General features: G+C 71.9%; 9 protein-coding genes and 1 pseudogene. 5 read left to right on the top strand and 5 right to left on the bottom strand.

The genetic code is table 11. The features are described from left to right. Positions 1-94 precede the first annotated feature (94 nt). A complete protein-coding gene (locus tag Pta02_RS02860; protein WP_203873060.1) occupies positions 95-1,540 on the top strand; it encodes a pectate lyase family protein in 1,446 nt (481 codons plus the stop codon). 105 nt (positions 1,541-1,645) lie between these two features. On the opposite strand, the gene holA is transcribed toward Pta02_RS02860, so the two are convergent. Next, on the bottom strand, positions 1,646-2,617 hold the full coding sequence (gene holA, locus Pta02_RS02865) for a DNA polymerase III subunit delta (protein WP_239129393.1): 972 nt from the start codon (positions 2,615-2,617) through the stop codon (positions 1,646-1,648). A 108-nt stretch (positions 2,618-2,725) separates the two neighbouring features. Here holA and Pta02_RS02870 point away from each other — a divergent pair, with 108 nt between their 5' ends. Further along, positions 2,726-2,872, top strand: a complete 147-nt coding sequence (locus Pta02_RS02870) for a hypothetical protein (protein ID WP_203873062.1) — start codon at positions 2,726-2,728, stop codon at positions 2,870-2,872. Positions 2,873-2,921: 49 nt separating this feature from the next. Here Pta02_RS02870 and Pta02_RS02875 read toward each other — a convergent pair whose 3' ends face one another. Then, complete coding sequence (locus tag Pta02_RS02875) at positions 2,922-3,869, bottom strand: formylglycine-generating enzyme family protein (RefSeq protein WP_203873063.1); 948 nt, start codon at positions 3,867-3,869, stop codon at positions 2,922-2,924. Positions 3,870-4,007: 138 nt separating this feature from the next. Here Pta02_RS02875 and Pta02_RS02880 point away from each other — a divergent pair, with 138 nt between their 5' ends. The 3 genes from Pta02_RS02880 to Pta02_RS02890 all read left to right on the top strand — a co-directional run bounded on the left by Pta02_RS02880 (position 4,008) and on the right by Pta02_RS02890 (position 7,900). Next, on the top strand, positions 4,008-4,577 hold the full coding sequence (locus tag Pta02_RS02880; protein WP_203873064.1) for a PadR family transcriptional regulator: 570 nt from the start codon (positions 4,008-4,010) through the stop codon (positions 4,575-4,577). Beyond that, positions 4,574-6,337, top strand: coding sequence for a sulfatase (locus Pta02_RS02885; RefSeq protein WP_203873065.1), 1,764 nt, complete (start codon positions 4,574-4,576; stop codon positions 6,335-6,337). Before Pta02_RS02880 ends, Pta02_RS02885 begins: the two co-directional genes overlap by 4 nt. 192 nt (positions 6,338-6,529) lie before the next feature. Next, entirely contained in the window at positions 6,530-7,900 is a 1,371-nt protein-coding gene (locus Pta02_RS02890) for an MFS transporter (protein ID WP_203873066.1), read from the top strand. 393 nt (positions 7,901-8,293) lie between these two features. Here the strand turns inward: Pta02_RS02890 and Pta02_RS42165 are convergent. From Pta02_RS42165 to Pta02_RS02905, 3 genes and pseudogenes are all read right to left on the bottom strand, one after another. Further along, positions 8,294-10,771 (bottom strand): annotated as a pseudogene (locus Pta02_RS42165) (ComEC/Rec2 family competence protein); the annotation flags it as partial. Then, entirely contained in the window at positions 10,768-11,355 is a 588-nt protein-coding gene (locus Pta02_RS41805; RefSeq protein WP_203873067.1) for a ComEA family DNA-binding protein, read from the bottom strand. The gene Pta02_RS41805 and the pseudogene Pta02_RS42165, both read right to left, overlap by 4 nt. Before the next feature lie 1,603 nt (positions 11,356-12,958). After that, positions 12,959-13,810, bottom strand: coding sequence for a DegV family protein (locus Pta02_RS02905; RefSeq protein WP_203873068.1), 852 nt, complete (start codon positions 13,808-13,810; stop codon positions 12,959-12,961). Positions 13,811-13,820: the final 10 nt, after the last annotated feature.

A 13,820-nucleotide genomic window follows, 5' to 3' on the forward strand; every position in this document is an offset into this window, starting at 1 on the left:
GAATGCGCCACACCGATGTGAACGGTGAGTACTCGCTGGGGGGAATCCGGAGCGCGGGTCCTCAAGACCCGCTGGACCAGCAAGGAGCTCGACTGTGAGACACGCAATCGGCAGGAAGGCGATCATCACGACTGTCTCGGGCGCGGTGGTGGCCTCGGGTCTGGTGGCGGGGGTGTCGGCCGCCGCGGCCGTCGCCGCTCCGGCCCCCGGTGCCTACACTCTCGTGAACGGCGGCAGCGGCCTGTGCCTCAGCGTCCCGGGCGCCGGCGGCTCGGACGGCGTCCAGCTCGCCCAGAACGGCTGCGACGGCACCGCCTCCCAGACCTGGAACCTGACCGCGGTCGACGGCGGTTTCCAGCTCAAGGCCGCCCACAGCGGCAAGTGCGCGGGCGTCAGGGACGCCGGTACCTCCGCGGGCAAGGCCGTACAGCAGGAGGGCTGCTCGGGCGCCTCCTCGCAGACCTGGCAGCTGACCGCCTCCGGCTCGAACTACCGGGTCGTCAACGCGGGCAGCGGCAAGTGCCTCAACATCAAGGACAACTCCACCGCCTCCGGCGCCCTGGTCCAGCAGAACTCCTGCGACTCGGTGGCGACCAAGCAGTGGCGGCTCGTCCCGGCGGGCTCGAACCCGTCGCCGACCGTCACTCCCACCGTGACGCCCACGGTCACGCCTCCTCCCGGGAACACCGGCGGTCTGGTCGGCTGGGCCGCCCAGGGCGGCGGCACCACCGGCGGCGGCAACGCGAACCCGGTCACGGTGACCAGCGCCGCGGCTCTCACCAGCGCACTGTCCGCGAGCGGCTCGTCGGTGATCCGGGTGTCCGGAACGATCTCCTGCTCCGGGATGCTCAAGGTGGCCTCGAACAAGACCGTCCTCGGCAACGCCGGGGCCACCGTCTCCGGATGCGGACTCAACATCTCCGAGGCGTCCAACGTCATCGTCCGCAACCTGACCTTCCGCAACTGGAACGACGACGGCATCCAGGTGCAGTACTCCACCCGGGTGTGGCTCGACCACAACTCCTTCAGCAACGGCTACGACGGCGCCCTGGACATCAAGCGGGCCAGCGACTACGTCACCGTCTCGTGGAACAGGTTCTCCGACCACGACAAGACGATGCTGCTCGGCCACAGCGACGACAACGGTGGCGAGGACCGCGGCAGGCTGCGCGTGACCTACCACCACAACTGGTTCGACGGCACCAACCAGCGCCACCCGCGCGTGCGCTTCGGCAACCCGGTGCACGTCTACAACAACTACTACTCCGGCATCGGCTCCTACGGCGTCGCCTCCACCCAGGAGGCCGGCATCCTGGTCGAGGGCAACTACTTCGAGAACACCGAGGACCCCTTCCACCGCGGCGAGGGTTCCTCCGACCCGGGCAGCCTGATCGCCCGCAACAACCACTTCGTCAACTCCGGCACCGGGGACGCCGGCGGCGGCGTCGCCTCCATCCCCTACTCCTACCGGCTCGACACGGCCTCCTCGGTCAAGTCGATCGTGACCGCCGGGGCCGGGGCCGGGCGGATCTCCGCCTGACCTCCCGATCTCCGTACACCACCGGATCCCTGAGCGTGACCGGGCCTCCCCGGAGGTCCGGTCACGCAGCTTCCGGGGCGCCTGAAGGTCCGGACCGGGAAGGCGCTAGCGGCCGTCGCGGCTGGCGACGATGGTCTGGACCGTGCGCTCCAGGGCGTAGGCCGGATCCGCGCCGCCCCCCTTGACCTGCTCGTCGGCCGAGGCGACCGCCTGAAGCGCGCGGGCGATGCCGTCGGGTCCCCAGCCGTTGAGCTGGTTCTGGACCCGGGTGACCTGCCAGGGGGGCATGCCGAGATGACTGGCGAGCTGTCCCCCGCGCATGTTGCGCGGCGCACCGCCCACCTTGGCCAGCGACCGCAGGCTCCTGGCCAGCGCGCTCACCAGCAGGACGGGCGCCGTTCCCGTCGACAGCGCCCAGCGGAGCTGTTCCAGGGCGTCGCCCAGGCGCCCCTCGACGGCCGAGTCGGCGATGGTGAACCCGCTGACCTCGGCCCGCCCCCGGTGATAGCGGGCCACCGCGGCCTCGTCGACGGCCTTGCCCGGGGTGTCGAAGGCGAGCTGGCTGCACGCGGCGGCGAGCTCCCGCAGGTCGCTGCCGACGGCGTCGAGCAGGGCGGCGGCCGCGTCTGCGCTGACGGTCCGCCCCAGACGCTTCAGCTCGGCCTTGACGAAGGCGAGCCGCTCGGCCGGCTTGGTCAGCTTGGTGACGGTCACCACCCGGGCCCCGGCCTTCTTCACCCCGTCGACCAGCGCCTTGCCCTTCACCCCGCCGGGGTGCACGAGGACCAGCACGGTCTCCTCCGACGGACGGCCCGCGTAGGAGACGATCTCGGTGATGACCTCCTTGGCGAGGTCCTGGGCCGATCGGATGACGATCACCGGCCTGTCGCCGAACAGCGACGGCGAGGTCAGCCGGGTCAGCTCGCCCGTCTCCACCTTCCCGCCGAGCAGGTCGTGCACCTCCGCCGCCGGGTCGGCCGCCCGCGCCGCCGCGACCACTTCGCCCACCGCGCGATCGGCCAGCAACTCCTCGTCGCCGAGTATCAGGGTCACCGGTGCCGGGTCGCTTGCCGCCATGCCGAGCAGCATGCCACGTGCCGCCCGAAGAGCCCAATCAAGTCATCCGCAATCCGGCTGCAGGCGGCCCGGGGCACTCTTTGAACGAGCAGAGGAGGTGACATCCACATGAAGTCCGTGACTTACCGCCACGCCTGCCCGCACTGCGGCACGACCCTCGACGAGGGCCCCATCGTGTACCGCTGCGCGCACTGCAGCCGTTCGGTCTACGCCGCCGACGTGGACACCGAGTTCCGCCGACCGGCCGCCGCCTGACCCTCCACCGGGTCAGCGGAAACGGGGAAGGCCCGCACGGGGACGGGGCTCAGCCGGCCGCCACCGTGCGGAAGCCGCAGTTGCCGCTGCTCGACTCGGGGGTGTTCGACGAGCGGGCGGCGACCCGATAGCGGTGACAGTAGGAACGGTGGCACAGATAGGAGCCGCCGCGCATGACACGGTGCTCGCCCGACTCCGGGCCCTGCGGGGCGCGCTCCGGTGAGCGCGCGTAGTACGACGGGGAGAACCAGTCGGCGCACCACTCCCAGACGTTGCCCGCGACCTCGTACAGCCCGAACCCGTTGGGCGGGTAGGACCGGACGGGCGCGGTGGCCAGCCACCCGTCCTCACCGGTGTTGACCCTCGGGAAGCGGCCCTGCCAGATGTTGCACATCCAGCGGCCGTCCGGGGTCGTCTCGTCGCCCCAGGCGAACCTGCGGCCCGCCAGGCCGCCCCGCGCGGCGTACTCCCACTCGGCCTCGGTGGGCAGGCGCCGCCCCGCCCAGGCGCAGTAGGCCAGGGCATCACTCCACGACACGTGCACCACCGGGTGGTCCTGCAGGCCGGCCACATCCGACAGCGGCCCGTACGGATGGCTCCAGTCCGCGCCGCGCACCCGCAGCCACCAGGGCGCGGCCGCCACAGCTCCCAGGACGTCGGCGCGCTCGGCCGCGAGAGCCTGGTGGAAGACCGCCGACGAACCGTAGACCTCCGCCTCGGTGCGGTATCCGGTCGCCGCGACGAACGCCGCGAACCGCCGCACGGTCACCGCCGTCACGTCGACCCGGAAGGGTTCGAGCCGTACGGCGTGCACCGGGGTCTCCCCGTCGGCCGGGTAACCCTCGCCGAACGCGTCACCCATCGCGAAGACGCCGCCGGGCAGCGCGACGTCGTCATGCGCGGGCGGATCGGCCGCAGGGGTCGCGGGAACGCCGTTGCGCACGGGCTCGCCGTCCGGGCCTCCCGGCGGGGCGCAGCATGCCGGTCGCGGGTCCATTCAGCTCCTTCCCGGCGCACGCGGCCGGATCCGTCCCGCCCGGCGGGCGGTGCCCCGATCGGGTGTCCGCTCTTGACCTGCGGATGCTTGCACCATATAAAACTCTGCACATAGGTGCCAACGCACATAGGGATATCCGTGAAGTTCGAGCACGTCTTGCTGGCCCTGCTGGCCCTGCGGCCCTACAGCGGTTACAGCCTGCGCAAGTGGCTGGAGGCCGAGGGCCGGTTCATGCGCTCCCGCGCCCACCACAGCCAGATCTACCGTTCGCTGGCCCGGATGGTGACCGACGGCTGGGTCGCCTACGAGGTCGACCCGCGGGAGGGGCGGCCCGACGCCAAGGTCTACCGCCTGACGCCCCAGGGACGTGAGGTGCTGCTCGAATGGGTGCACTCGCCGTACGAACCGCCGAGCCGGTTCCAGGACCCGGACTTCATGGCGCGTTTCGGCTTCACCGCGGCGCTGGACCCGCGGGCGGCCGCCGAGCTGGTCAGGACCGAGCTGGAGTACCGCCGCGCCCAGGTGGCCCGCAGCCGGGGCCGCGATCGCACGATGCGCTTCGAGGACCCGATCCCCGAGGTGGACCCGGTCCGGGCGCAGGCGGCGTTCGACCGCATGCACGAGTACGGCATGCGCGCGGTGGACCAGTGGATCGAGTGGCTGGAGGACACGCTCCACCGGCTGGAAGAGAGAGACGACGCCCGATGAAGGCGATCATGGTGATGTTCGACAGCCTCAACCGGCACATGCTGCCGCCGTACGGGGCGGACTGGACGCACGCGCCGAACTTCGCCCGGCTCGCCGAGCGGGCGGTGAGCTTCGACAACTGCTACGCCGGGTCGATGCCGTGCATGCCGGCCCGCCGGGAGATCCACACCGGGCGCCACAACTTCCTGCACCGCAGCTGGGGGCCGCTGGAGCCGTTCGACGACTCGATGCCGGAGCTGCTCAAGCAGAACGGCGTCCACACCCACCTGGCCACCGACCACCCGCACTACTGGGAGGACGGCGGCGCGACCTACCACGGCCGCTACAGCACCTTCGAGTTCGTCCGGGGCCAGGAGGGCGACGCGTGGAAGGGGCACGTGGCCGACCCGGAGATCCCCGAGGACCTCAAGCAGATGCGGTTCGAGGTCTACCGGCAGGACTGGGTGAACCGGCGGTACACCGACACCGAGGAGCGCCACCCGCAGACGCTGACCTTCGACGCGGGCCTGGAGTTCGTCCGGACCAACCACGAACAGGACCGCTGGTTCGTGCAGATCGAGACCTTCGACCCGCACGAGCCGTTCTTCAGCCACAAGTCGTACAAGGACCTCTATCCGCACGACTACGACGGCCCGCACTTCGACTGGCCGGACTACAAGAAGGTGATCGAGACCGACGGCCAGGTGCGGCACGCCCGCTATGAGTACGCCGCGCTGCTGTCGATGTGCGACCACTCACTCGGCCGGGTGCTCGACACCATGGACGATCTGGACCTCTGGGACGACACGCTGCTGATCGTCTGCACCGACCACGGACTGCTGCTCGGCGAGAAGAACTGGTGGGGCAAGAACGTCCAGCCCTGGTACAACGAGCTGGTCCACCTGCCGCTGTTCGTCTGGGACCCGAGGATCGGCGCGGCGGGCGAGCGCCGGGACGCGCTGGTGCAGACCATCGACCTGGCCCCGACGCTGCTGGAGTTCTTCGGCCTGGAGCGCCCCGCCGGCATGCAGGGCGTGCCGCTGCGCGAGGCGTTCACCGGGCCGGTACGGCAGGCCGGGCTGTTCGGCGCCTTCGGCGGGCACGTCAACGTCACCGACGGCCGCCACGTCTACATGCGCGCCCCCGTCTCGGCCGCCAACGCGCCGCTGTTCGAGCACACGCTGATGCCCACCCACATGCGCGGCCGGTTCTCGCCGGCCGAGCTGGCGGACATGGAGCTGGCCGAACCGTTCGAGTTCACCAAGGGCGTGCGCACGATCCGGGTGCCGGGCCGTACCTTCTTCAACCCGTACACGCACGGCACCCTGCTGTTCGACCTGGAGACCGACCCCGGCCAGGAGCACCCGATCGTCGACGACGAGGCCGAGCGGCGCATGATCGGCCTGCTGGTCGAGCTGCTGCGTGCCACCGACGCCCCGCCCGAGCAGTACGAGCGGCTCGGCCTGCCCGGCGACGGCGTGGTCACCGACGAGCACCTGCTGGTCCGGGCCCAGCGGGAGCTGGCCGAGCGGGCCGCCGAGCCGCTGCCCCGGGCCGAGGAGTTCCCACAGGGCCGCTTCTCGCTGCGCAGCCCGGTCAGGCAGCTGATCTCCGATCCGGCCGCATCCGAGGTGCTCCGGCGCCACCTGCCGGGCATCGCCGACTCCGAGATGCTGCAGCTGGTCGGCGCGACCCCCCTGATCTCCCTGGCCGCGATGGCCACGGGCATGTTCCCGGCGGACCGGCTCCGCGCGCTCGCCGAGGAGCTGGCGGCCCTGTGAGGCCGCCGGCAGAGGAGCACACGGCCGCGTACGGCTGCGCGCGGCCACGCACGGCCGCGTACCGCCGGGCACGGCTGCGCGCGGCCGGGCACGGCCGTCGGTAGCGGTCCGGTGACGGGGCTGCCACCCCGTCACCGGTGCACCACCCCATCAAGCAGGACTTCCCGGTCCTCCGCACGAAAGAGGTGGCACATGTCCACCAGTAGCACAACATCCACCCCCTCCACGAATCCACCGGACCCGTCCGATCCGCCGAAGGTGAAGGGGCGCTGGGGACAGCTCTCCCTCCTGGGCGGGGCGATGCTCGTCGACGGCACCGAGGCCAGCCTCGTCAGCAGCCTTTTCCCGGTGATCCGGCAGAGCCTCGGCATGTCCCTGGGCGCGCTCGGGATCCTGACGGCGGCCAGCAAGATCGTCGGAGTGTTCACCGGCCCGTTCTGGGTGTGGGCCGCCCGGCGCTGGTCCCGTAAGGGCGTGCTGGTGCTCGCCACCGGCCTGTGGGGCGTCTGGGGCGTCGCCGCCGGCTTCTCCCAGAACTTCGCCCAGCTCCTGATCTTCTACACGATCCTGGCCGCGGGATACGCGGCCGCGCACCCCGTCATCACCGAAGTGATCGGCGACCTGTTCGACGGCTCGGCGCGGGGCAAGGCGGTGGGCGTGGTCTACGGGGCGATCGCGCTGGTGAGCGCGTTCCTCGGGCCCATCAAGGGCCAGCTCTCCAACGTCGACGACGGCTGGCGCTGGGGCCTGTGGGGCGTCGGCGCCTTCAACGTGCTGCTCGGCCTGGGAATCTGGGCCTGGTTCCGCGATCCTGGGCTGGGCGCCTCCGAGCGGCAACTGGCCGACCTCGACCGTGCCACCCGTGAGGCGCACGCCAAGCTGACCTGGGACAAGGCCGTCGCCCTGCTCAAGATCCCCAGCTTCGCCATCCTGCTCGGCTCCCGCATGCTCTCGGGCCACCTGCTGGTGGGCACGTTCGGCGTGGTCTTCCTGGTCGATGTGTACGGCTTCAGCACCGCGGTCGCCTCGATCGTGTTGCTGCCCTTCGGCGTGGGCTACTTCCTGGGCAACCTGCTGGGCGGGGTGGCCGGCGACATGGCCGTGAAGCGCAGCCCGCGCCACGGCCTGGTGGCGGTGCTGCAGGCCGCCCAGTTCGGGTTCGCGATCGTCGCCTTCCTGGGCACCCAGTTCGACTACGGCGGCATCGGCGCGTTCGGCCTGTTCTTCGGCCTCATGGGCGTCATGCAGGGCGTCAACCCGGGCATCAACCGGCCGATGGTGATGGCGATCACTCCTCCGGAGCTCCGCGGCGCCGCCTTCGCCATCTACGTCTCGATCGTCGAGGCGATCGCCTGGGCGATCTTCAGCCTGAGCGCCGGCTTCCTCGGTGACGCGATCGGCCTGAGGTCGGTCTTCCTGTGGGTGCTGGTCATCCTGATGCTGGTCAACGGGGCCCTGCTGACCCTGCTCTACAAGACCTACGTCAGGGACGTGGAACGGGTGCAGCACGAACTCGACGCCCGCCGGGCCGAGGCCGTGGGCTCCGCCAAGCGCGGGCTGTGATCCCGCCGGACGGACGTCCCCGCCCTGAAGCCGCGCCGCGGACCACGGCCGGCAGGCCATCGCGGGCGGGGGCGTCCGTCCGTCTCCCGTGCGGCCTCTCCGCCGGCGGGTTGCACGGCGGTCTCGACCGGGACCCCGGGAGATCACGGCCAGGCTTCCGTCCCGGACCACCACGGCCAGGTCTCCCGACAGGTCGGTCCGGTAGGTGCGCATCCCGAGCCGGTTCAGCCGGGACAGGACCGACTGGGCCGGATGGCCGTAGTCGTTGTCCCTTCCGACGCTGATCAGCGCGGCGCGGGCGCCGACCCCGGCGAAGAACTCCGGATCGAACCGGGCCGATCCGTGATGCGGGACCTTGAACACGTCGGCGGGAGGGAAACCCTGCCGCAGCAGCCGTGCCTGCGCCTCCGTCTCGATGTCGCCGCTGAGCAGGGCGGTCCCCGCCGCCCAGCGCACGTGCACCACGACGCTGACATTGTTGATCTCCGTGCCCTCTCCTCCCGCGTCCTCCGGCGGGGCTCCGTCGGGCGGGCTGATCACCGTGAGCTCGGAAGGGCCGAACCTCCATCGCATCCCCGGCCGCGCCGCCCATTCGGTGACCCGGCGACGGGCGAGGTCACCGGTCAGCCTGACGGCCTCCCTCTCCGCTCTCCGTCCCGGACTGACCAGTACGGCGCCCACCGGACGATCCCGGAAGACACCCTCCAGACCGCCGACGTGGTCGAAGTGCGGATGGGTCAGCACGACCAGCGGCACCTCCCTGATCTCCATGGACCTCAGGCACCGATCCATCAGCGCGGGATCGGGCCCGGTGTCCACCACCACCGCCCGCCCCTCCCCCGCCGCCACCAGCAACGCGTCTCCCTGCCCGACGTCGCAGGCCACCATCAGCCACCCCCGGGGCGGCCAGCGGGCCGTGACCGGTCCCGCGAGGACGGCCGCGGTCAGCACTCCCGCCATCACGGCGGCGAGGATCCAGCGCGCCCGCCGGTGCCGCAGCGCCATGAAGGCGACCGGCGCGGCGACGGCCAGCAGGGCCAGGCCGGCGACGCCGCCGGGCCACGGGAGGACCGCCAGCGGAACCCCGGCCGCGTGCCGCGCGACCTCGATGATCCAGCCGGTGGCCAGGCCCGCCGGACGGACCAGAAGCCGGGCCACCGGCATCAGCACCGGCGCGACCAGTGCGGCGGTGAATCCGAGGACGGTCGCCGGGGCGACGGCGGGACCCGCGAGGAGATTGGCGGGAACCGCCACCGGATTGAGCTGCCCGGACATGAAGACCAGGACGGGGGTGACGGCGACCTGCGCGGCGGCCGGAACGGCGATCGCCTCGGCGGCCCAGCGGGGCATCCGCCCGGCCATCCGGTCCCGCCACCGCGGGGCGAGCAGCAGGATGCCCCCGGTGGCGCACACCGAAAGGGCGAAGCCGGGAGAACGGGCGAGCTCGGGATCGAACAGGATCAGCCCGAGGACGGTCGCCGACAGGGCCGCCACACCATCACGGGGGCGGCCGGTGCCGAGCGCCACGGCGGCGACGGTGCCCATGAGAAGGGCGCGGAGCACGCTGGGCGAGGGGCGGGCGACGACGGCGAAGGCGACCATCGCGAGCACCGCGGACACCGCCCTGACCGCGAGCGGCAGCCCGGCCGTCCGCGCCAGCACCACCGCGGCCCCGGCCACGATCGTCAGGTTGGTTCCGCTCACGGCCAGCAGATGGCTGAGCCCCGCCTCTTTGAAATCGGATCTGACCTGCTCGTCCATCCGGGACAGGTCGCCGGCGACCAGACCGGGCAGCAGGCCGCGCTGAGCCGGGGGCAGCACCTCCGCCGCCTCCCTCAGCCCGGCCCTGAGTTCTCCCGCGACGCCCTGCGCCCAGGACGGCCCGCTCAGGACACGCGGTGAACCGCGCACGAGAACCGTCGCGGCGAGGAGCTCACCGGGTTCGGCGGGAACGAACCTCCCCCTGATCTCGACCCGCTGGCTGGGCAGCAGAGGCCGCCATGCATCCCCCGAGGCGAGCAACATCACCGGGGCTCTCACCCGCACCCGGCCCTCCGGTGTCCCGACCACCTCGATCCGCGCCGCCACCACGAAGCTCTCCCTGCGGTACGGCCCGCCGTGCTGCCCCATCTCCCGCGGGTCGCCCGTCAGCACCGCCTCCGCCGTGGTCGAGACCTGCCTCTCCACGAGGTCCGCCACAGGCCCGCTGTCAACGGCGTGCACCCGGAACGCCACGGCGGCCCCCGTCGCCGCCACGCATCCCAGCACGACGACCACGACGTTCCCCCAGAGTGCGAGGAACCTCCCGCCTCGGATCTGGAACGACCACCCGCGCCAGGCCCGCAGGCGCCGCGCTCCCCCGGACGGCTCCTCGGACGGGAGCGGATGGAGCGCCCGCCGCCTGCCTACGAGGTGAACCGCCACCGCTGTGAACAGCGCGCCGGCCGCCGCGACGACACTCACGAGGATCCCGGCCGAGGCCGTACAGCCCAGCAGTATCGAGGCGGTCACCCAGGAGGCGAGAGCGGGCGGGGCGAGCCGGAGCGCGTACCCGGACGGCAGGGCCGCCCGATCGGTAGTCCCTCCATGACCCGGGTCCGGCCCATCGGCCGCACTCCGGAAGATCACCCGGCCGAGAGGACCCTGCCGGAAAGAGGCGGCGGCACCGAGCCGCCTCACCGACGGCTCCGAGACGAGAGTCCTGCCCGATCCGCGGACGGCCCCGGGGCGCAGCGTCCCATCTGTCTGACGAACGGTACCGGGGCCCGGCGTCCCATCCGTCTGACGGATGCTGCCGGGGTGCGGCGCCGTACCCGATGAGGGATCACGTCGGGCTGCTCCATGGGTGGTGACGTAAGCGAACCCGGTCATACGCGGACCTTGTCTTTTATGTCGGCGTATTTTCTGTCGCCTATGCCGCTGACGTCCCTGAGCTGCTCGACGCGCTGGAAGCCTCCGTGGCTGTCGCGGTATTCGGCGATGCGCCGGGCGAGCACCTCGCCGACGCCGGGCAGTTGCTCCAGTTGCTCCGGTGTGGCGGCGTTGAGGTCGAGGACGGCGGCCGGGTCGACGGCGGAAGGACCGGTGGCGGAGGGGACAGCGGGCGCGGCATGGGCCGGGGAGCCCACGACGATCTGCTCGCCGTCGATGAGCCTGCGCGCGAGGTTGAGAGGGCCGAGAGCGGCTCCCTTGCGGACGCCTCCGGCGGCCCGCACGGCGTCGGTGACGCGAGACCCCTGGGGGAGGCTGACGACACCGGGTTCGCGGACCTTGCCGGTGACGTGGACGGTGACCTCACTGCCCGGAGAAGGTCGTGGCCGTGCGGTGTCGGCGGCTCCGGCAGGAGAGGGACCGGAGATCGGCGGGGGCGGGGCCAGAGGCTCGGGCTGTGGACGGGACCACCAGGCGTAGATCCCGCCGACGATGGTCGCGGCCAGCGCGACCAGAACCAGCACTCGCACTCCCGGACGACCGGGGTCGAGCGCGGGCCCTCCCTTGAGGACGGCCGAGCGGAGGGCCTCGAAGGAAGGCGGGACCGGAAGCGATGCCGCTCCCCCTCCGGGGAGTCCGGCACGGGCCGCGATCCGATCGTCGAGGGCTTCGGCACGCGCCCCAGCCTCACCGCCGGGAGCTCCGGCACGGATCTCAGCCTGGTCGCCGGAGAACCCGACGGGTTCCAGATCGACCGTCGAGGCCTCCGGCACGGATCTCAGCCTCGCCGGACGGGAGTCCATTCTGGCGGCCGTCGTGGCCATGGCCCGGAGACCTGGCATGACTGTCGAAATCGGCAGGGCCGTGGCCGGAAACCCTGTCCCGGCCTCCCGGACCGTGACCTCTCCCGCCAGGGAACTCATCCCAGATCTCTGGGTCATCGCGGCTCCGGTCAGGAGACTCGTTCCGTCCCTCTACGCCACTACGCCGCCCACCTGAAACCCCCTCACGACCGCCAAGGACACCATGCTCCTGATCGGAAGGCCCGTCATAACCACCGACGCCATCGGGGGTTCGAAGACGAGAGAGAGTCTCGGGCCCGGCGGAGCCGGGGCCTGACGTTGTCAGCGACCGCACCCGCGCTTCGGCGCGAAAACGCTCAGCGACCTGATCTGTGGTCCGCACGGCAGAACGCTATGGAGGATCTCGCCGATGAATCCCAGCCGAATGCTGCTCTGGGGACAAGCATCTGCGGAGGTCACCCGTTGTGGACAACCCTGCGCTCCTTCACGCACCGTGGGCTTCAGCTACGGCGGCCCGCCCCGAACGGCCCCGCCACCGATTGCTTCAGCCACCCAGCGCACCCTGGGCGTCCGGGAAGGCTCCGCCACTACGGCGGGTCAGGGGTACGGCGGAGCAGAGACGGGCGCGGAGCGGGCGGGTGTGCAGGCCGGCGTATGAAAGGACCGCACCCCGCGCGCCCGGGCAGGCCGGAGGCCTGAATGCACCAGAGCCCCGCTGAGACGGCCGGCCGGAACACCCGCCCGCACAGCGCCCCACCCACCCCCGCCCCGATGGTGCAACACCCGTCCCCGCCACCCCGGCCCGCCCGCCGTACGAAGGCGCCGACCCCCACCGCCCACCGTCTCGCCGTACCGGCGCCATGAGGGGTCACACGCATGCACCAGCGGAAGGCGGCGGCGGCAAGGAGGCCGAAACCGAGTGTGCGCGAAGGCGACGATGAGAGCACAGCCCACGGAAGCGATAACAAGGCGGGACCGTGAGACCGGAAGGCAGCAGGTCCAGAGGACGGGATCGAGACCATGAGACCGGAAGGCGGCGGATCGGGGGCGGGATCAGGGCCAGTGTGCAAAGGCCGTACCGGCGTCTCGATCGAACCCCCGGAAGACGACACCACGCCCCGACACCGGGCCGGGCTCACCGGCGTCCTCACCGTACGACGACGCCCAGAACGCCCGCATCGCGCCTCGCCGTACCGGCACCTCGGTCGAACCCCCGGAAGACAACACCACGCCCCGACACTCGGGTGCTTCAGGCACCGGTGACGGTCTGACCGCCGGGGAGGCGCCATCCCGGGACCCGCGGCAAGCGGGCGCGGGGAAGCTGTCAGAGGGAGATCGGGGAGACCGTCACGCCCAGCATGCCGGGGCCCACGTGGGCGCCGATGACCGCGCCTACTTCGACCACCATGACGCGGGACGGGGCGGGCAGGCGCTGGGAGAGGCGTTCGGCCAGGGAGTCGGCGCGGGGGCGGGCGGAGATGTGCTGGACGGCGACGTCGGCCGGGCGGTCGCCCGCGGCCTGGACGGCGAGGTCTTCCAGGCGGGAGATGGCGCGGGTGGCGGTGCGGACCTTCTCGAGGGGGGAGATCGTGCCCCCGGTGATGTGGAGCAGCGGTTTGATCATCAGAGCGGATCCGAGCAGGGTGGCCGCCGCGCCGATGCGTCCCCCTCTGCGGAGGTATTCGAGGGTGTCGACGTAGAAGAAGTCGCGGATCCCCTCCATCCGGCGGCGGGCGGCGGCGGCCGCCTCGGCGAGGGAGGCGCCCTTGGCCGCGGCCTCGGCGGCGGCCAGGACGGGGAAGCCCAGGCCCATGGCGAGCGACCTGCTGTCGATGACCTCCACCGGGATCGGCGCGTCCGCGGCGCCGTTCCCGGCCGCCTCGACCGTGCCCGACATCTCCCCCGACAGGTGGATGGAGACCACCCCCTGCGCGCCCCGGGCCGCCGCCTCGCGGTAGGCGTCCGCAAAGCGCTGGGGCGCGGGCCTGGAGGTCGTCACCGGGGTCCACTCCTTGAGGGCCTCGGCCATCTCCGCGCCGCCGATCTGCGCGACGTCGTCCAGCGGCCTGCCGCCGACGATCACCTGGAGCGGCACCACGGTGATCCCCAGCCGGAGGACCTCCTCTTGCGGGAGGTACGCGGTGGAGTCGGTGACGACGGCGACCGGTGACGACATATCCAGAGAT

The organism is Paraplanobispora takensis (assembly GCF_016863195.1).
Lineage (GTDB): Bacteria > Actinomycetota > Actinomycetes > Streptosporangiales > Streptosporangiaceae > Planobispora > Planobispora takensis.